Genomic DNA, 19,641 nt, shown 5'->3' with positions numbered 1-19,641 from the left:
TGGCTAATATGCTACACCAAGCTACGCCATGGATCGGCATAGGGCGATCGCAACCGGGGTCTGGCGGAGGCGATCGGGTTGGCTGAACCGCCTACCGTAGGGCAGGAATGAGGGGCGTACCCGTGAGGCTAAAGGCGCGAATTTCCGTGATCTTCACCGACACCACCTGCCCTTTGAGATCATCAATGGAGCCGGGGAAGAAGGTGAGCCGATTACCCCGCGTCCGCCCCATCACTTGAGTGGGATCTTTCGTATTTTGGGCTTCCACCAACACCTCTTCCACTCGACCTAGATAGCGCTGCGATCGCTCACTGGCCTGCACCGAGACCAGATGATTTAACTGCTGGAGGCGATCGCGCTTCACTTCTTCCGAGAGCTGGTTATCCCACAGGGCGGCCGGGGTGCCAGGGCGAGGAGAATAGGCGGCGGTGTTCACTTGGTCGAAGCCAATATCCTCCACCAACTTTAGCGTTTTCTCGAACTGGGCATCGGTTTCCCCAGGGAAGCCAACGATGGCATCCGCGCTAATGGACGCATCCGGCATGTATGACCGAATCAGGTCAATAATGCGGCGGTAGCGCTCATGGGTATAGCCGCGAGACATGGCCTTGAGGATGTCATTATCGCCCGACTGAAAGGGCACATGGAAATGTTCGCAAACCTTCGGCAATTCAGCACAGGCGCGAATCAGCCGCTCGGTGAAGTAGCGAGGATGGCTGGTGGCAAAGCGCAGCCGTTCAATACCGGGGATATCGTGGACAAAGTACAGCAAATCGGTGAGGGTATGCAGATGACGACCCTCAGGGGTGGTGCCCGGCAGGTCGCGCCCATAGGCATCAATATTCTGCCCCAGCAACGTCACTTCTTTGAACCCTTGCTGGGCGAGTTCTTCCATCTCGGTGCGAATGGCCTGGGGCGATCGCGACTGTTCCACACCCCGCACATTGGGGACAACACAATAGGTGCAGCGCTCATTACAGCCATAGATGACATTCACCCAAGCCGTCACATCACTATCGCGCCGAGGCTTGGTGATATCTTCCACAATATGGATGGGCTCCGTAGCCACCACCTGACTGCCGTTAAACACCTGCTCCAAAAGATCCTGCAGGCGATTGGCGTGCTGGGGCCCCATGACCAAATCTAGTTCTGGAACCCGTCGTAAGAGCGACTCTCCTTCCTGCTGGGCTACACAACCCGCCACAATCAAGGTCAAATCCGGCTGCTCATGCTTGCGCCTAGCCTGCCGACCTAGGTAGGAGTAAACCTTTTGCTCGGCGTTGTCGCGGATGGTGCAGGTGTTGTAGAGCACCAAGTTGGCGTCATCTGGCGATTCTGACCATTCAAAGCCCATCGACTCCAGAATGCCAGACATCCGTTCGGAGTCGGCTTTGTTCATCTGGCAACCAAAGGTGGTGATGTGATAACGACGGGCGGCAGTGGTCATGGCAGGGTCAGGCTGGTGGGTGGGTATTGCAATGAGAAGTTAGCGCCATCAAGCGATCGCGCTTCAGCCTAAACATTATAGCGATTGGATGGGCATCCTCCAATCTGGGAGACGACGGGAGAGGAGTAAGTGCCTGATGTGCGAACCTGAAAGGAAAAGTGACGTTGCTGCAATAGGCGACTCTATTCGAGGCAAGAGACTCACTAGTTGTCTATATGCTGCGCCGTCTCAATTTGGATGTTTCTAGTCACTGGTGAATTAAGTGGATATGGACATGAAACAATCAACTTATTATCTTTCCATCTACTCAAAATATACTCAAGAAAATCTGGAATAGGTTCTGAAGCGCAAATTAGCGAAAGCTCTTGTCCTGCTTTTGTGAGCGAAACGTGCCCCAGTTCTAACTGGTTATTCTCTCCGGCAGGAAATTCAATATTAATAGCTGCTTCATAGTAAAAGGCAGGATAATGCTTTGGGAGTCCAGTTCGCTCATATACACCAATAAGACTGAAATTAATCAAGCCAATACTATCTAAATGCTCCAAGGCATCAAAACTGATTCCATGATCTGTATAGATTGAATCTTGCTCATTATATACTAATGGAAATGGAAACACTTGATCTAGAAACCAGCTGAATCGGCATAAAGTACTAAAGAGTAAAGCATCTGTTTTGTCAAGTGAACCCAGTATATCAATTGTACGCTTCGAGTAACTACCAGGAGAGTTTGCCTCTCCAGCCAACAATTTTGCCCACAAAGATTGCATTTGCTTGTCTGATATAAGACGGCATTTATCAAAGAAGTTTGTAATCCAATCATCCTCGACACTCTTAGGGTCTGCATCTTCTCTAAGGCAAGGCAAAGCTTTGGCAGTTATAGACTCGATGTTGTCTTGCTTTTTTGCTTCTTCAAGGAGGAACCGGTTCAAAGCTCGACGTTGCAATTCACTTATCTCAAGCTGATTAATAGCTTTTATTCTTTCAGCATCGGCTTCTGCACGCGCAATTCTTCTTATTTGAGATGGCTTAGATAATCCTCCAATAGCATCTGATATCTTTTCAATTAGAACAACCGCAGGTTTTGAGATATCCCCGAAATTAATTAAGGAATTGCCGTCGCTCATAATCTTGATAACTCAATTTTTCTGTTAGCACTTGTGCTCACTACACTATAGCAATTTCATATGATTACGTCAGACTGGGCTGAGTGATGCTCAATATCTAGCAGGCATCTTTGATGTCGCACCTTAATTAGAGTTTTCTGATCTTTGTTCAGCAGGCTCTAAGATATGCTGAGATAGATAGCTTTGATATCGTCACCAAGATCTCTCAAGCATTCGATTCATTAACAGAGAGGCTGTTAACGAATTAAGTGTAAAGTTTTCAGCCAAGTTGGACGTTCTTTTGTTAGAAAAGATACAGCCCTATGCTTGGAGTTGCCTTGATGAGTGATCCTGTATTATTGACCGCTAGCGCGATCGCCACGATTGCCCTGCAAAAGTTCCTAGAGTCGGGGGCGGGGAAGTTGGGCGAAAAGTATACGATGGAAGCGATCGCCAAAATGGAAAGCTTGCTCAAGCGCATCTGGACGAAGCTGCGCGGTAAGCCCCGGATTGAAGAGGTCAAAGCCTCGGTTGAGAAAACCCAAACCATTACGCCAGAACAGATTAATCAGATTGCGGCCTATTTGCAGGTGGCGATGGATGACGACCCTCAGTTTGCTGATGAGATTCGCTTGATGGCTCAGGAGATTAATGCTGGAAAGCTGCAAGACAATAGCAACATGGTGCAGAATGTGACCGGCAACAACAATATGAATGTCCAGGCCAAAGCGGAGCAAGGGGGTAAGCAGTGGATTGCTGAAAAGCAGTATTTTGGTACGTCTGAGTCAGACTAGGAGGCACCCAGATCCCCGATTTGCCCAGATCCCCGATTTGCCCAGATCCCCGATTTGCCCAGATCCCCGACTTTTTCAAAAAGTCGGGGATCTTAACCCCGCCGCTGATGTGTTACTCGACTTGGTGATTGCTCTTATGGATGTTAACGCTCAGGCAAATGACGGTGGAAAGCAATGGATAGCCCAAGAGCAGCATTTCCATAACTATCCTCCAACTCCTCAAGAAATTGTTGGCATCCCCCACAATCTCCCCTACAGCGGCGTTGCCCAATTTGTGGGACGTGATGACGATCTGGAATCTTTGCACCAGCAGCTCCAGTCGAGCGCTACCGTGGTCATTTCCGCCGTGGCGGGGATGGGCGGCATTGGTAAGACCGAACTGGCTCTGCAATATGCATATCAGCAGCTAGAGGCAAATGCGTATCCTGGCGGTATTTGTTGGCTAGAGGCACGGCAGGATGTGGGGTTGCAAATCGTGTCCTTTGCCAGAGCCAACTTGGGACTGGTGATGCCCGATGGACTGGACTTGGCGGAACAAGTGGCGTTTTGCTGGCAGCGCTGGCCTGCTAAACCGACCCTGCTGATCTTGGATGATGTGCAGGCCTATCAAGACATTGCCCCGTTTTTGCCGCCACCCCGATCGCAGTTCAAACTCTTGCTAACGTCGAGGTCGCGCTTTGGTAGCCCGGTCAACAATTACGACATCCAGGTGCTGAGTGCAGAAGCATCGTTAGAGTTGTTGCGATCATTGGTGGACGATGGGCGAATTGACCAGGATATCCCCCAAGCCGAGCAACTCTGTGAGTGGTTGGGCTATTTGCCCTTGGGCTTGGAACTGGTGGGGCGGTATCTGGCGGAGGATCAGGATGTGACGATGGCTGTGCTCTGGGCGCGGTTGCAGAAAAAACGGCTGGAGGTGCAGGCACTGCGGGACACCTACCCCGGCATGACCGCATCGCTCAGCGTAGCGGCGGCGTTTGAGCTGAGTTGGGAACGGCTGGATGAGGATGCCCAACGGGTCGCCAAGCTGCTGAGTCTATTTGCCCCGGCCGCAATTCCCTGGACTCTGGTGCAGCAGTGTTGGCCGGAGTGGGATGAGGAAGCCGTGGCTACGGTGCGAAACAAGCAGCTCCTGAATCTGCATTTGCTGACCCGGACGGAGGATGGCCACTATCAACTGCATCAACTGCTGCGGGAGTTTTTTGCCACCAAGCTGACCGGGGAGGAACGGCAGCACATGAAAACAGCCCTAGCCACCACGATGATTGCCGTGGCAAAACAAATTCCCCAAAATCCGACGCTGGCGCAGATTCAGGCAGTGCAGGCTGCCATCCCGCACCTGAAGGCAGTCGCCACCGACTTGATGCAGATTAACACAAGGGAGGAACTGTACCTGCCCAAAGAAGATAATCTAACTACGGTGTTTACTCGGATTGCGTGGTTTTATAAAGGTCAGGGACTCTACGCAGAAGCAGAGCCTTGGTTAAAGACTTGTTTGACCGTGGTGCGATCGCTCCTCGGCGATAACCATCCCAACGTCGCCACCAGCCTCAACAATTTGGCAGGACTCTATGAGTCTCAGGGGCGCTACGAGTTAGCCGAACCGCTCTTGCAACAGGCGCTGGAGCTAATGCGATCGCTCCTCGGCGATAACCATCCCGACGTCGCCACCAGCCTCAACAATTTGGCACTACTCTATAATGACCAGGGACGCTACGAGTTAGCCGAACCACTCTACCAACAGGCGCTGGAACTTCGGCGATCGCTCCTCGGCGATAACCATCCCGACGTCGCCGCCAGCCTCAACAATTTGGCAACACTCTATGATGCCCAGGGGTGCTACGAGTTAGCCGAACCGCTCTACCAACAGGCGCTGGAGCTTCGGCGATCGCTCCTCGGCGAGAACCATCCCGACGTCGCCGCCAGCCTCAACAATTTGGCAGGACTTTATAAGACACAGGGGCACTACGAGTTAGCCGAACCGCTCTACCAACAGGCGCTGGAGCTTCGGCGATCGCTCCTCGGCGATAACCATCCCGATGTCGCCACCAGCCTCAATAATTTGGCAGCACTCTATTATGCCCAGGGGCGCTACGAGTTAGCCGAACCGCTCCTCAAACAGGCGCTGGAACTTCGGCGATCGCTCCTCGGCGATAACCATCCCGACGTCGCCGCCAGCCTCAACAATTTGGCAGAACTCTATAATGACCAGGGACGCTACGAGTTAGCCGAACCGCTCTTGCAACAGGCGCTGGAGCTACGGCGATCGCTCCTTGGCGAGAACCATCCCGACGTCGCCGCCAGCCTCAACAATTTGGCACTACTCTATCGAACACAGGGTCGCTACGAGTTAGCCGAACCGCTCTACCAACAGGCGCTGGAGCTAATGCGATCGCTCCTCGGCGATAACCATCCCAACGTCGCCGCCAGCCTCAATAATTTGGCAGCACTCTATCATGCCCAAGGGCGCTACGAGTTAGCTGAACCGCTCCTCAAACAGGCACTAGAACTGATACGCTCGCTCCTTGGCGATAACCATCCCGACGTTGCCGCCAGCCTCAACAATTTGGCCGTCCTATATGCCAATCAGGAGCGCTACGAGTTAGCCGAACCGCTCTACCAACAGGCACTAGAACTGATACGCTCGCTCCTCGGCGATAACCATCCCGACGTCGCCGCCAGTCTCAACAATTTGGCCATCCTGTACGCTAATCAGGGTCGATTGACTGAAGCAGAACCCTTGTTGGCGCAAGCGTTAGCCATGTATCAGCAGCGTTTGGGCAACCAGCATCCCTACACAGTCGGAACGCAGCAGAGTTTAGACGTGTTGCGGCAAATGATGGGCCGGTCAACTTAGAAAGCAGAGCGATCTCTGCTAGGACGGCTACGATCATTGTTCCCATAAGGTGCGATTGTACGTCTAGTGAAACCACTGCAATTATATTTGAGAGCAATAGCGCTTGCTGTTAGAGCGATCGTCAGTACGTTTCATCACCCGCGAGTTTGTCGGATTTGGGCGATCGCATCTGCTAGTGAAGGGTCGGCTAATAACGTGGGGCGATCGCGGGTATCGTCTCCGCTACCTGAATGTTGCAAAAACGCACCATTTTTACCACACCCTTGTCTATCCACTACACTAGAATTCATACCTCATGATTGCCAGGTTTCTATGCAAGTCAAAGACCTCACCATTGATGAACTCAAAGACCTAATCCGTGAAACTGTCTTAGAGGCCCTTGAAGACTTGGTACCCGATCCAGATGCCAAATGGACAGTCAAACCAGAGTTTGAACAAAGCCTCATGGCAATTCGCAATCGTCGAAAAACTGGAAACACAGGTATTTCAGCAGAAGACGTTGCCCGTCGGTGATCTAGAAAAGCTCTCGCAAAACGACTAGGCTTGTCCATCGTAAATCCTGGCGATCGCTCTCCTCTTTACACCAAGGGCGATCGCTTTTTGGGACTCATGAAGGGCGATTCTCTGTGAGACGGCAAAGGCGATCGCTTTTGGTCATGACATGTCGGTTCATAGAGGGGGGCGATCGTAATTCTCTTGAAACTCATGCTCGATGACGCCTAGCTTTGACGATTAGAACCATCGCCAGAAATAAGAAGCATCCCAGAACAGACACCAGTGTTTCATGGATATTGGGTGAGATAAATACGATAAATCCTTGATCTTTAATTAGGGCAGCGAAGCTGGAGACGCAAAACGGCATCAGATAGAGCCTGAAGGTCTGCCAAGGATCGCGCTTGCCAGAGGAAACGCTCAATAATAAGCCAGTGCCCACGACAGCGCTAATGCCCGCCGAATTCACCCAGATCTTAGGTGATGGATCGAAATAGAAGAAAACCGTTACGCCATACCAAATTAAATAACACCAGAGAACCATCTTTCCTGGCTTGATCGCCTGCAGATATTGAATGAATCCCTTCATGCGTGGCTTCAGAGATTTGGATAAGCTGCTTTAACTGGGGACGATAGGAATAATTAAGCGACTCAGCACGCGTTCATCTTCTAGCTTAAAGAGCGTGAATTCACCTCCAACGGTTTCCATTAATGATTGACAGATAGCCAGATGGAGTCCTGGCGGATAGTCGAGGGTGGAGGGCATGAGGAGATCCTGCGATCGCCCTATGTGCAGTTCTTCCACCAATCGCGGTTCAATCACGCCATTGTCTGTAATCGATAGCTCCAGCCATTGGGCATCCAAGGGGCGACACCAAATATCGAGTCGTCCACTATTGGGCGATCGCCGACAGGCAAAGAGTAAAATCTCATGGAGGACAAACTCGATCTTGCCAATATCTCCCCCCACGGTTAGCGTTTCTTCGTTATGTACCTGAGACCAGAGCTGGCGTTGCTTAATCAGATGATCCACCCGCTCTAGGGCACGGCGCAGCAGGGTAGGCAGAGGCGTTGTCTCCACCTCGGTGCGCAGTTGCCATTGCTCATATTTCAGCACGGGCACCATGGAGGAAAGGGTATTGCCAAGCTGGCGGAGAATTTGGTGATACCGCATACTGGCGAGGGCATCTTTTTGATGGCTGAGGTCGTTGAGGCGTTTAATTCCGACGCCTAAGGTACGATAAATTTCTTCAATGCGGCGTTGCTTATACCAGTTGAGGCGTTCTAGGGCCTCTCGTTGATTATTTAAGGTTTTGGTGAGCAAGAGGTAGCGTCGCGACCAAGCGAGCTGACCGACTAAGCTACTGAAGGCATCAAGCTGTCGTTCTAGCCAGTAGCGATCGAAGCAGTCGGCCACTAGGGCCACGCCGGTGGGTTCATGGTCGGGCGAGGTGCGCAGGGCCATCACCAACACCTGTCCAATTTCTGAGCCGCTCAGCCATTGACGGGTTTCCACAGAAAATTCATTGCTGCTAATGGAAACAACGCTGTCGGACTTCAGGGCCCACTGCACCAATAGATCGGTATGGATTTTAATTTTTTTATCTGCGTTGAGGACATAGTGATTATTACCCACCGCTGCCGCAGAGATTTGGGCTTCCTTACGTCCTGGTAGCCAAGTGATCAGGGCTGCCAACGGCACTTGCAACACATTGGCCATCTGCTGCATGGCGGCCTCTTCTAGCTGATCTAGATCATGGATCTGCTGCATGGCCGCCAGACCCCATTGAATGGTCTGGTAGGCTTTTTGCTGCTGCTCGGTTTGGCGCTGTAGTTGCCATTGGTGGAGAATCAAGCCCACTTGCCGGCTCACGACTCGCATCAGCTCCCGTTCATCCCGTCCCCAGGTGCGGGTGGATTCATTACCCACCATCACCACGCCTTCTAGAGGGTTATCCACCGCCGTGTTGCACACTAGGACAGACTGCACACCGGCGGTTAGCAACACTTCCCGCCAAGCCATGAGTTTCAGGTCATCGGAGAGGTTCTCAATGCTGACGGCCTCGGTACTGCGCTCTAGCATTTGCCAGTCTACTTGGTTGAGGCGTTCTAGGAAGGCTGGTAATGAGGGACAGTGGGGGGCTTGGTGCTGGTAGCAAACCTCGAACTTTTCTTGGTCGGGATTGTAGAGCAACACCAAGAACCACTGGGTTTTTAAGCGCTGGGCGATTTGTTCTGCCGCATCGTGCAGGGTTTTTGTCCAGTCGTCTTCACTGTAGATGGCGCGGGTGAGTTCGGCGGTGAGCAGTTGATCGTTTTTGACTTGCTCAAGGGTAGTTTCAAGGGTTTCTAAGGGGGCTGTGATCGCCGCAATTTGGGCAGCGGCCTGCAGGTAGCTTTTTTCTTGTTCTGTCCAGATATGGGCTTTCTGGCTTTCTACGGATAGAAAACCCAGGAGTTGGTTTTGGAATAGGATAGGCGTGGCGAGGAGCGATCGCGCCTGGATACGCTGCATCAGCCGGCCGGTCAAATCAGCCTTGAGGGTGCCGTTGGCTTCACCGATGGCGATGGTTTGATCGGCCATGAGGGCTTGATAGAAAGCACTGACGTCTTCAACGGGAATGGGAGCGATCGCTCGCATGTCTCGGGAAATGACACCGCGATCCGGGCGGCTGGCTCGCTGCCAAAATTCATAGCGCTGGGGTTCAAACCAGTAGATGTTGGTGCGGTCGAGCCCAATAAACTGATGGGTGGCTTCGACGACGGCATCGAGCCGCTCTTGCAGGGTGGGCAGCGATCGCAGGTGGTTTAAAAGATGGAAAAGCGGTTCGGCTGGGCGCTTCACCTGTTGACGAATCTGCTCGGCTTCAAGGTGATGCACCGCTAGGGCCAGTTCTCCTAACACCATCGAGAGTCGCGCCTTTTCCTCCGACTGGGGAGAAACGCCCCATAGGTGGGAGCCAAGAATGGTTACCCCTAGGCAGCGATCGCGATGGCGAATCGGAAAAATGACCGTGCCTTGAATATTATGCTGTTGGGCAATGGTGCGCCACTGCCCCGCCCTAGTTTCTTCCCGTAGATCGGGCACCCCCACCGGGCGCTGCTGGATCACCACCTGTTCTAGCAAGTCACCGGGCTGCAGATCTAGTTTTTGCTGAATGAAGGGCGCGGTCGCCGCCGATGGCATCAGCCCCGCACAGCCCTGTATGGTGTGCCCTACTTGGTGATAGAGACCAATCCAGATCAGCGCATACTGAAATTCCGATCGCAAATAGTCCAACGCAGCCTGAGCTAGCCCTCCTAGGGTGTCTTGCTCCCGTAGCGACTGCAAAGCGCGACCAAGTGCGACTAGTTGGCGCTCATAATCGGATAGATCTTTTTGCGAACCCATGGATATGAACTCCCCCTCAGGTTGGGATGGCCCTGACATCAAGGACACGATGTCCAGAGCATCCCTCAGGCATGATGTGGCTATCAGTCATGATGAACATAGTTGACTACAGGGTGATGGATGTCATTCAGGATGAACTATTGAGGATGACCCGTGACGTATGCAGGGGGTGAACCCTTGCTTAACCTAGGTTAGACCTAGAGCCGGAAGATTCGAGGCAACGTCAGGTTTTCTGCGTAACGTTTCTGTGTAACACAGACGGAGTTCCCAATCCGGTTGACTGTTCTGGGTTGACTGCTCTTGCCTACATAGATTAGGAACATCCACAAACTCCCTGAAGCTGGCGTTGCACATGCAGATAGACGCCTATAGATGCTCATACGATCGCCCTATCCTATTGTCAGCATTCTAAGCGGGTTTAGCCACAAAGCCGAGGCATCATCAAGGATAGAATCCTGAAAACCTTTGCGTTGATAGGCATCCAAGAGGCTCTGTTCCCTAAGCTACCGTAAATCGAGGCTGGAATCATGGCGGTTGTGCTACAAAACATAGACCGGTCTTGGAGACATGGGCATCAGCGATCGCTCACCAATCTAACGCGGTTGTCCTTGTATACTGACGATTGTTCAAAGTATGCCCGCATTTTGACCCCAACCGTCGTTCTCCATGGTGAACCGTGAATCTTTACCGCACCAGCTTGCGCCCGCTTTTATTTTCTGGGATTGTGTCTGATCCTGAATGGCTCCACGAGTCTACTCTAAAGCTCCTCGGTTGGCTAAGTCAGGCCCAGACCCAGCCCGCCTCAGCCATGGCGATCGCCCGCCTCATCCAGCATCAGTTGCACGACAACTATACCTACCAGCATCCCGCCCTAGAGCAATCCCTGTGGGGGATGTCCTTTGCCAATCCCGTGGGTCTAGCGGCAGGGTTTGATAAAGACGGGGTCGCAACGGGCATTTGGCCCAGCTTGGGGTTTGGGTTTGCTGAACTAGGAACGGTCACCTTCCATGCCCAGCCAGGCAATCCTCAACCTCGGCTGTTTCGGCTGATTCAAGATGAAGCGGTGCTGAATCGGATGGGGTTTAATAACCAAGGTGCTGCGGCCTTAGCCCAGCGGTTGCAGGCGGCTTGGGGGGAGACAGACTGCCCCATTCCCTTGGGCATCAACCTCGGCAAGTCGAAAATCACGGCGTTAGACGATGCGGCGGACGACTATCGCCAAAGTTTCCGGCTCCTGAAAGACCTAGGGCGCTACTTTGTGGTCAACGTGTCGTCGCCCAATACGCCGGGGCTGCGATCGCTGCAATCTACGGAACAGCTCACGGGCATTCTGCAGGCGCTCTCGGAGGAAAATCAACAGCAGAAGCCCATCCTGGTGAAAATTGCTCCGGATCTAGACTGGGAGGCGATCGCGGCGGTCGTAGATCTGTCGTTGACCTATAAGCTGGCGGGCATTATCGCCACCAATACCACCATCCAGCGGGATGGTCTCAAGACCCAGGTGATTGCCAAAACGGGCAATCCGATCACCCAAGAAGCAGGCGGCATCAGCGGTGCGCCGTTGCGATCGCGCTCCACGGAGGTGATTCGCTTCATCGCCCAGCAGACCCAGGGCAGCCTGCCGATCATAGGTGTGGGCGGCATTTTCACGGCGGCGGATGCCTGGGACAAAATCACGGCGGGGGCCAGCTTGGTGCAGGCCTACACTGGCTTGGTCTATGAAGGGCCGGGCATGGTGCGCAGCATCCTGGAGGGTTTGGTTCAGCGCTTGGAGCAGCAGGGCATGAAGCATATTCAGGAGGCGATCGGCAGCGGTCTGACTTGAGCGATGTTGGTCTCTACGCTGTCTTAACAGAGACCAGACTGTGGGACTAGCTGCGGATCCAATCGGTCACGCCACCGGGTTTATCAATCAGGGTGATGCCTTGGGTTTGCAACTGCTCACGAATGCGATCGGCCTCTGCAAAGTTCTTCGCCTGCTTGGCGGCTAACCGCTGCTGGATTAACAGGCTAATCGCAGCATCGTCGATACCCGCGCTGGCATCCTCATCCTTCGGCTTGGCTTCAAGACCCAGCACCTGAGCCAGGCACACTAGGGTTTGCCACTGATGGCGCAACTCGTCCGCCGCTGCGTCGGGCTTCCCGGTATGCCGGATCACATTGCCCTGTCGCCGCAGTTCTTTGGCCAGCTCAAACACTACGGCCAAACCACCGGGGGTGTTGATGTCATCGTCCATGGCCTGCTGGAAGCGCTGCACCGCGTCACTGGAACGGTCAATATGCATGGCTGCTGGATCACCAAAGGAGCGATCGCCCCGATCGGCCCAGCCCAGCGCTTCGCCAAACTCATAGCCAAACAGCAGACCATCGGTGAGGGTTTCCCAGCTATTTTGGGCCGCTTGAATCGCCTCGGCGGTGAAGTCAATGGGCTTGCGATACTGGGCCTGCAGCACAAACAGCCGGATCGCCATGGGATCGGGTGCCTGGGGTGCATCCAGCAACTGACGAATGGTGGTGAAATTGCCGAGGGACTTTGACATCTTCTCGCCACCCACGTTAACCATGCCGTTGTGCAGCCAGTAGTGGGCTAGGGGATGGCCGGTCACCGCTTCCGACTGAGCGATTTCATTTTCGTGGTGGGGGAAAACTAAATCTGCCCCGCCCACATGAATATCGATGGTGTCACCGAGGCGATCGCGCACCATGGCCGAGCATTCAATGTGCCAACCTGGGCGGCCGCTTCCCCAAGGCGAATCCCAGGAAGGTTCTCCCGGCTTAGCCGACTTCCAGAGGGCAAAGTCAAAGGGATCTTCCTTGATGGGCTGATCACTGTCGGTCATCCGACCGCTGGCCCCGGCCCGCATATCGTCCAACTTGCGTCCTGAGAGCTTGCCGTAGTTGGCAAACTGCCGCACCCGGTAATACACATCCCCCTGGGCAGGATAGGCATAGCCTTTTTGCTCTAGCTCATGGATGAGGCGCTGAATGCCATTCAGGGTATGGGTGGCGCGGGGGTAGTCATCGGCTTCGAGGATATTCAGCCGCGCCATGTCTTCAAAATAACTTTGGGTATAGCGATGGGCGATCGCTTCCATGGTTGTTTTTTCTTGGCGGGCTCGGTTGAGAATTTTGTCATCAATATCGGTGAAATTTTGCACATAGTTCACCTGATACCCCAACCACATGAGATAGCGCCGCACCGTATCCCAGACGATATAGGAACGAGCATGGCCCAGGTGACAATGGTCATACACCGTCACCCCACAGCAATACATTTTGACCTGCCCCGGCTCCAGCGGTTCAAAGGGCTCTTTGCGGCGGGTCAGACTGTTGTAAAACGTTAAGGCCATGGATCCAGCATCGTCGGTTCACCCACCAGTGTACGGCGATCGCGCCCCTTCGTGGGGCAATGTTGCCGATTCTCAGCCCAAGTCTTAGCCTAGGTCTTAGACCAGCTCCAATTCGGGCGATCGCTCCTAGAATCCAGATGGGAATCCAGATGGGAATCCAGATGGGAATCTAGAAAAGATGGGCAATAATAGGAGCAGCTTCCATCGCGATCCCAATGAGTACCCCGGATGAGATCGATGGTTGCTCCATCCTGGATCATGGCATCATGAAGATGTCTGCATCTGTTTGTAGTTCACCCTTCTTGACGTTTTTATTCCGACGCTATGACCTCAGTCATCACTCCAACCTCCGCATCGTCCATGGATGACCTTAAGCGAGGCTTACCGGTCACCATCATTACCGGTTTCCTGGGCAGTGGCAAAACCACGTTGCTCAACCACATCCTGACGAATCAGGAAGGGATAAAAACTGCTGTTCTGGTCAATGAATTTGGCGAAATTGGCATCGACAATGACCTGTTGGTGAATACCGGCATGGGCGATGACAGCATGGTGGAGCTGAGCAACGGCTGCATTTGCTGCACCATTAATAATGACTTGATGGATGCGGTCTATCGAGTGCTCGAACGGCAGGATCGTATTGACTATTTGGTGGTCGAAACTACGGGGTTGGCCGATCCGTTACCGATCGCTCTCACCTTTTTGGGCACAGAACTGCGCGACCTCACTCGTTTGGATTCGATTGTCACCGTCGTCGATTCGGAAAACTATAGCCTGGATCTCTTCAACAGCCAGGCTGCCCATAACCAAATCGCCTATGCTGATATTTTGTTGCTCAACAAAATTGATTTGGTCGATGACGCGGATCTCGATCTCCTAGAAGTCAAAATTCGGGACGTGAAGCCCGATGCTCGGATCATGCGCACCCGCAATGCCCAAGTACCTCTGCCCTTGATTCTCAGCGTGGGGCTCTTTGAGTCTGACCAGTACTTCAAACCCGAAGCGCCTGCCCACGATCACGATGCTCACACTCACGACGCCCACGACCATGCCGATCACAGCAACTGTGACCACGACCATGGACATTGTGAGCATGATGGCCACGATCACGACCATCACGATCACGACCATCACGATCACGGGCACCATGCCCATCATTCCGATCACCTGGCGATCGATGGATTTACCTCCATCTCTGTGCAGGGCGATCGCCCCATGTCGATTAAGAAATTCCAGCATTTTCTAGATAACGAGTTACCCAGCAATGTGTTTCGGGCCAAGGGTATCCTCTGGTTTGACGAAAGCCCGAAGCGCCACGTCTTCCACCTCAGCGGTCGCCGCTTTACCCTGGATGACACGGAATGGACGACAACGCCTAAAAACCAACTGGTGCTGATTGGCCAAGATCTCGACCACGACACCTTGCGATCGCAGATTAATGCCTGTTTTTGCCCATCATCGGCAACCCGTGGAAAAGGATTTGGTCGCTAATGCGGGTGCTGCTGCAGCGGGTCACGGCCTCCCAAGTGCGGGTAGATGGTGACGTGGTGGGGCAGATTGGCCGAGGTCTCAATCTGCTGGTGGGCATTGCGCCCAGCGATACCCCGGCAGAATTAGACTGGATGGCCCGCAAGTGTCTCGACCTCCGCATCTTTCCTAGCGACGAATCGGCTAAGGGCGATCGCTCGGTGCTGGATCTAGGCGGTGAGCTTTTGGTGATCAGCCAGTTCACCCTCTATGGCGACTGTCGCAAAGGCCGCCGTCCCTCCTATGGCCAAGCGGCCCCGCCGGATCGGGCCCAAGCGCTGTATGACCAATTTGTCGATCGCCTCCGCCAAAGTGGGTTGCGGGTGGAAACAGGGCAATTTGGCGCGATGATGCAGGTCTCGATTGAAAACGATGGCCCTGTGACCCTGTGGCTTGAACGTCATGCCATCGGCCATGAAGCAGGCTAAGATAGCGCTAGCTTATCAGACTGAAGGATGGGCTGATCTAGAACTGATTGCGCTGTAGGGGTCTATAACCTGATCGCATTCGCAGAATTGCGATTATACTTGACCCAATTTCGATAGGATAGAACATCCCTCTCTTCAGTATGGCCATAGGCTATGCCTAGGGAGTTCACCATCAATCTTCTAACGAGACTAAAGGCAATTTCCAGCGGCATCTGCCCACGATGGGTGAAGGGCTGGAGTGATGTGTAAGGAGTGTAAGCTATGTCTGCTGTGCTAAAGCCGAGGGATCACGATCGTGGCGGGCGATCGCCTGCGGGGCGGCAGAGAAGAGAGCGCCGGGAGGGTGAGGTGCGATCGCTTCATGAATCTTGGCCGACTCGCTCTGCACGGTCTTCTCAGTCATCCTCTACAAGTCCAGCGGCTCGTCCGGCAACGGTGCGGGTGCTGCCGCAGCGATCGCTGCCCCTGTGGCTGCGAGGATTAATCTTGGCCCAGAAGGGATCCGCGGTGGTCATGCTGACCCTCGTAGCCTCTGTTTTGGGAGTCTACGGCTGGACGGTGTATGTGCAACAAAATTGGGGACGGGCCTATCATCAGCTCGAAACCCTACAGCGGCAGCAGCAGCAGATGACCGCTGCTTTGGAAATGTTGAAGTATCAAACCGCTCAGTCTATTGATCAGCAAGGTTCAGACTACCGGGTACCCCATCCAGATCAACTCATCTTCATGGCTCCGTCCGATCGCCGCCCTGCCCATGAGCCCTCGGAGAACTTGGCCCCGCCCCCGACAACCCGTCCACCCCTAGGGTACTGAGTCGCCTATGACGATCGATAAGTCCCTAGCTCGTCGCCGGGCGCGTCGAGGACAGCCCTCTTCCCAGTCTCAGCCCTCCTCCTCCAGGTCTCGGGAGCGATCGCCCCGTCTCCGACCACCTCAGACGACGGCTCCCGTAGCAACGCCTAGTCGCCTGTTGGTGGTATGGGGAGTCTTAGTGCTAGGATGCGTCATTTTGGGCGCTAACCTCATTCGCTTACAGGTCTTGGAAGGCCCTACTCTCAAGCAACGGGCGATCGCCCAGCAGGTGATGGCCATTGATCCCTATGCCCATCGTCGTTCAATAGTCGATCAAGATGGGCATATCCTAGCTATCGACCAGACGCGGTATGCGCTCTATGCCCACCCCATCATGTTTGAGCAAGAGCTGCAAGAGATTGCTCAAACCTTAGAGCCCCTCCTAGAGCGATCGCCCAGTGAGATCGTAGCTTTGTTGACGAGTGCTGAAACGGGCGTGATTCTAGAGCGGGCCCTGTCCGAAAATCTTGCCCGACGTATTCGAGATCAGGGTATCAACGGTCTCGAACTCTTGCCCTACCAGCAGCGGTTTTATCCTCAGCAAGATTTGTTTGGAGCGATTCTCGGCTATGTCAATGTCGATCAAGATCCCCAGGCAGGCCTAGAGCTAAGTCAGGATGAGCTTTTAGAACAATCTCTGGATCCTGTACAGGTGAGTCGGTCAGGCAATGGTTTACTCCTGCCCACTCAGGTGCCCGACTCGCTGCTCCATCCTGATCACCTCCGCCTCCAGCTCACCCTAAATAGTCATCTACAGCGCGTCGCTCAGCAAAACCTGCGCCGTCAAATGCAGCAGTTTGACGCCAAGCGCGGCGCAATTTTGGTAATGGATGTGCGAGATGGAGCCATGATGGCTCTGGTCACGGAACCGACCTATGATCCCAATCGCTATTACGAAGCTGAACCTGAAACCATGCGTAATTGGGCGATCGCCGATGTGTATGAACCCGGTTCTACCTTCAAGCCCATCAACATAGCGATCGCCCTTGAAGAAGGAGCCATTCAGCCGGATGACATGGTCTACGATGAAGGGCGCATTAACATCGATATCTGGACGATCGAAAATGTAGACTACCGCTACGTTGGTGGGCGAGGGGCTATCAGCATCACCGACGTGATCAAATATTCCAGCAATGTGGGCATGGTGCATATCATGCGGCAGTTGCCTTCAGCGCTGTACCACAACTGGCTAGAGCGCCTTGGCATCGGACAGCCCACGGGCATTGACTTGGACTTTGAGGCAGCCGGCTTTCTGAAAGACCTAGAGGACTTTGTGGGCGTTGAAGTCGCCACCGCTGCTTTTGGGCAAGGATTATCCTTAACCCCCCTCCAGCTTCTCCAGCTCCATGCCAGCCTAGCCAACGGGGGGCGCTTAGTCACACCTCATGTAGTACAAGGGTTAGCAGAACCCGATGGTACGCTTCAGTGGCAACCGGATCGCCCTGAACCCCCACAGGTGTTCTCCCCGGACACAACGCGGGCGGTGATGGAGATGATGGAAGTAGCTGTAGCCGACGGCACGGGTGAAGCAGCCCAGATTCCCGGTTATCGTATTGCTGGAAAGACCGGAACGGCTCAAAAAGCCAGTGAACAAGGGGGGTATGAGGAATATGCAAAAATCACCAGTTTTGTGGCTGCGTTTCCAGTCGATGAGCCGCGCTACGTGATCTTGGCAGTGGTTGATGAACCTAAGGGTGAGAATACCTTTGGTTCAACCGTTGCAGCACCCGTGGTGCGATCGGTGATGGAGGCGTTGATTGCTATCGATGGAATTCCACCTAGCCGCGATCGCGCTGTTACGCCTTAGGTGCTAAGCCGTTCCGTTCATCTTAGGTTCCTGATTGAGTGTTGCTATGAAAAGCTTCTTCCGTTTTCTCAACAAGTCCGATTACTTGCTGCGCGAAACCCTCTTGGGGCTCAAGCGCGGCGGCTGGATGAACTGGGCTGCCATCAGCACGGTGACGGTCTTACTCTTTCTGTTTGGCATTAGTTTGCAGTCATCGTGGCAACTCGAAGCTCTACTCAACCAGTTTGGCAGTCAGTTAGAAGTTTCGGTTTACCTAGAAACAGGGGTACAAGCGGATCTGCTAGGCCCTTCCTTGCAGGATATTGTTGGGGTGAAGTCTGTGATCCCCACATCAAAGGAAGAAGCTTGGGATAGCCTGGTGCGCGACTTGGGGCTATCCGATATTCAGGGTGCAACGCAGCAACTGAATGGCAATCCACTGGTGGATGAGCTCACGGTGAAAGTGGCTTCCCCGGAAGATGTGCCAAGGGTCGCAGACTATCTCAAGCAGGTGCAGGGGGTCGATGAGGTGCTTTATATCAATGAAGCCGTCAACCAAATTGCCCAGCTTAACCAAGGATTGAACTGGGTCAGTATTGGGATGACCACCGTGCTGAGTATGACGGCGATCGCTGTCATCACCACCACAATTCGCCTGATTGTCATGGCCCGACGGCACGAGATTGAAGTGATGCAGCTTGTCGGAGCGACCACCACCTGGATTTACCTACCGTTTATTCTTCAAGGAATTACCTTTGGCATTGTCGGGGCAGCGATCGCTTGGGGACTGATCTTAGGTCTGCGAGAGTTTGTAGGGCAACTGCTCAGTCAGCAAGCAGACTTTATTCGCTTTTTGTCTACAGGATTGGAGTTAGCGCCCCAGCAGGCTTTACTCTTACCGCTCATTTTGTTGGTTCTGGGCAGTTCTGTTGGTCTAATGGGCAGTTTGCTGGCCGTACGCCGCTTTGCCTTGCATTAACCTGCAGGCTAGCCTACCCATTGGGCAGGAGGCAGGAGGACTTTGGCTTTGGGAGGCGATCGAAGCTTCGAGAGGTGTTCCCTGTAGGGGATCGAAGCGGGGGATTGAAGGCAGAATGTCCCAGCCAGGAACGTTTACCGGACATAACAACATCTGACCAGACCATCAAAGCTTTATGCCTTACGAGAGGTGCGTTACGGCTGCGCCTAATAGCACGCTACGGTTATGGATGTTCATGTTCACCGGAAGATGACTCGGCCTGAGCCGTGTGGACTCATCTTCTATCCTTCGATCAGATCAAGGGCGATCGCGAGTACCCCAGCCGAACTTGCGGTCAATCAGAGCGTGGTGAGGAAGATCCTGGACAAGAAATAAGCATGAAAAAGCGCCCCCGATGGAGCGCTTTTCATCAAGCTATCAGACTAGCTCAGCGATGGATTAACCGATTTCAGGTGCATCCACAGCAGCCAAGTCAAGTGGGAAGTTGTGAGCATTGCGCTCGTGCATCACTTCCATACCCAAGTTGGCGCGGTTCAAGACATCCGCCCAAGTTCCGATGACGCGACCCTGAGAGTCAATCACGGACTGGTTGAAGTTGAAACCGTTCAGGTTGAACGCCATGGTGCTAATACCCA

16 protein-coding genes and 1 pseudogene are annotated in these 19,641 nt (G+C 53.6%); 9 read left to right on the top strand and 8 right to left on the bottom strand.

Features of this window, described 5'->3' with window-relative positions:
- Positions 1-91 precede the first annotated feature (91 nt).
- Both miaB and JUJ53_RS19875 read right to left on the bottom strand, forming a co-directional pair.
- Entirely contained in the window at positions 92-1,447 is a 1,356-nt protein-coding gene (gene miaB, locus JUJ53_RS19880) for a tRNA (N6-isopentenyl adenosine(37)-C2)-methylthiotransferase MiaB (RefSeq protein WP_204153773.1), read from the bottom strand.
- Positions 1,448-1,650: 203 nt separating this feature from the next.
- Positions 1,651-2,571 carry a DUF2806 domain-containing protein gene (locus JUJ53_RS19875; protein WP_204153772.1) on the bottom strand — a complete coding sequence of 307 codons (921 nt, stop codon included), beginning with the start codon at positions 2,569-2,571 and terminating at the stop codon, positions 1,651-1,653.
- 320 nt (positions 2,572-2,891) lie between these two features.
- Here JUJ53_RS19875 and JUJ53_RS19870 point away from each other — a divergent pair, with 320 nt between their 5' ends.
- Positions 2,892-3,344, top strand: coding sequence for a hypothetical protein (locus JUJ53_RS19870; protein ID WP_204153771.1), 453 nt, complete (start codon positions 2,892-2,894; stop codon positions 3,342-3,344).
- A 136-nt stretch (positions 3,345-3,480) separates the two neighbouring features.
- On the top strand, positions 3,481-6,201 hold the full coding sequence (locus JUJ53_RS19865) for a tetratricopeptide repeat protein (RefSeq protein WP_204153770.1): 2,721 nt from the start codon (positions 3,481-3,483) through the stop codon (positions 6,199-6,201).
- A gap of 134 nt (positions 6,202-6,335) precedes the next feature.
- Here JUJ53_RS19865 and JUJ53_RS19860 read toward each other — a convergent pair whose 3' ends face one another.
- Positions 6,336-6,491 (bottom strand): hypothetical protein, encoded by a 156-nt coding sequence (locus JUJ53_RS19860; protein WP_204153769.1) that lies wholly within the window; start codon positions 6,489-6,491, stop codon positions 6,336-6,338.
- A gap of 22 nt (positions 6,492-6,513) precedes the next feature.
- Between JUJ53_RS19860 and JUJ53_RS19855 the strand changes: the two genes are divergently transcribed.
- Complete coding sequence (locus JUJ53_RS19855; RefSeq protein WP_204153768.1) at positions 6,514-6,714, top strand: hypothetical protein; 201 nt, start codon at positions 6,514-6,516, stop codon at positions 6,712-6,714.
- A gap of 65 nt (positions 6,715-6,779) precedes the next feature.
- Here the strand turns inward: JUJ53_RS19855 and JUJ53_RS25240 are convergent, their stop codons facing one another.
- From JUJ53_RS25240 to JUJ53_RS19845, 3 genes are read right to left on the bottom strand one after another with little or no spacing between them, the layout of a single operon-like run.
- Entirely contained in the window at positions 6,780-6,908 is a 129-nt protein-coding gene (locus JUJ53_RS25240) for a hypothetical protein (RefSeq protein WP_275415812.1), read from the bottom strand.
- Positions 6,905-7,282: a hypothetical protein gene (locus JUJ53_RS19850; protein WP_204153767.1), complete on the bottom strand. Its 378-nt coding sequence runs from the start codon at positions 7,280-7,282 to the stop codon at positions 6,905-6,907. The genes JUJ53_RS25240 and JUJ53_RS19850 overlap by 4 nt, the downstream gene beginning before the upstream one ends.
- Positions 7,283-7,312: 30 nt before the next feature.
- Complete coding sequence (locus tag JUJ53_RS19845; protein WP_204153766.1) at positions 7,313-10,084, bottom strand: GAF domain-containing protein; 2,772 nt, start codon at positions 10,082-10,084, stop codon at positions 7,313-7,315.
- A 676-nt stretch (positions 10,085-10,760) separates the two neighbouring features.
- Here JUJ53_RS19845 and JUJ53_RS19840 point away from each other — a divergent pair.
- Positions 10,761-11,909 (top strand): quinone-dependent dihydroorotate dehydrogenase, encoded by a 1,149-nt coding sequence (locus JUJ53_RS19840; protein WP_204153765.1) that lies wholly within the window; start codon positions 10,761-10,763, stop codon positions 11,907-11,909.
- Positions 11,910-11,955: 46 nt separating this feature from the next.
- Here JUJ53_RS19840 and cysS read toward each other — a convergent pair whose 3' ends face one another.
- Positions 11,956-13,434: a cysteine--tRNA ligase gene (gene cysS / locus JUJ53_RS19835; protein WP_204153764.1), complete on the bottom strand. Its 1,479-nt coding sequence runs from the start codon at positions 13,432-13,434 to the stop codon at positions 11,956-11,958.
- 324 nt (positions 13,435-13,758) lie between these two features.
- Here cysS and JUJ53_RS19830 point away from each other — a divergent pair, with 324 nt between their 5' ends.
- From JUJ53_RS19830 to JUJ53_RS19810, 5 genes are all read left to right on the top strand, one after another.
- Positions 13,759-14,925, top strand: coding sequence for a GTP-binding protein (locus JUJ53_RS19830; RefSeq protein WP_204153763.1), 1,167 nt, complete (start codon positions 13,759-13,761; stop codon positions 14,923-14,925).
- Entirely contained in the window at positions 14,925-15,389 is a 465-nt protein-coding gene (gene dtd, locus JUJ53_RS19825; RefSeq protein ID WP_204153762.1) for a D-aminoacyl-tRNA deacylase, read from the top strand. The genes JUJ53_RS19830 and dtd overlap by 1 nt, the downstream gene beginning before the upstream one ends.
- A gap of 261 nt (positions 15,390-15,650) precedes the next feature.
- Entirely contained in the window at positions 15,651-16,202 is a 552-nt protein-coding gene (locus JUJ53_RS19820) for a hypothetical protein (protein ID WP_204153761.1), read from the top strand.
- 7 nt (positions 16,203-16,209) lie between these two features.
- The gene (locus JUJ53_RS19815; RefSeq protein ID WP_204153760.1) at positions 16,210-18,048 is read left to right on the top strand and encodes a penicillin-binding protein 2; all 1,839 of its coding nucleotides are present in this window, start codon (positions 16,210-16,212) and stop codon (positions 18,046-18,048) included.
- A gap of 46 nt (positions 18,049-18,094) precedes the next feature.
- Positions 18,095-19,006: an ABC transporter permease gene (locus JUJ53_RS19810; protein WP_204153759.1), complete on the top strand. Its 912-nt coding sequence runs from the start codon at positions 18,095-18,097 to the stop codon at positions 19,004-19,006.
- Between the two features lie 438 nt (positions 19,007-19,444).
- Here JUJ53_RS19810 and JUJ53_RS19805 read toward each other — a convergent pair.
- Positions 19,445-19,641 (bottom strand): annotated as a pseudogene (locus tag JUJ53_RS19805) (photosystem II q(b) protein); the annotation flags it as partial.

The organism is Leptolyngbya sp. CCY15150 (genome assembly GCF_016888135.1).
Lineage (GTDB): Bacteria > Cyanobacteriota > Cyanobacteriia > RECH01 > RECH01 > RECH01.
The sequence above is the reverse complement of the archived record's forward strand: the minus strand, read 5'-3'. Positions and strand labels throughout refer to the sequence as shown.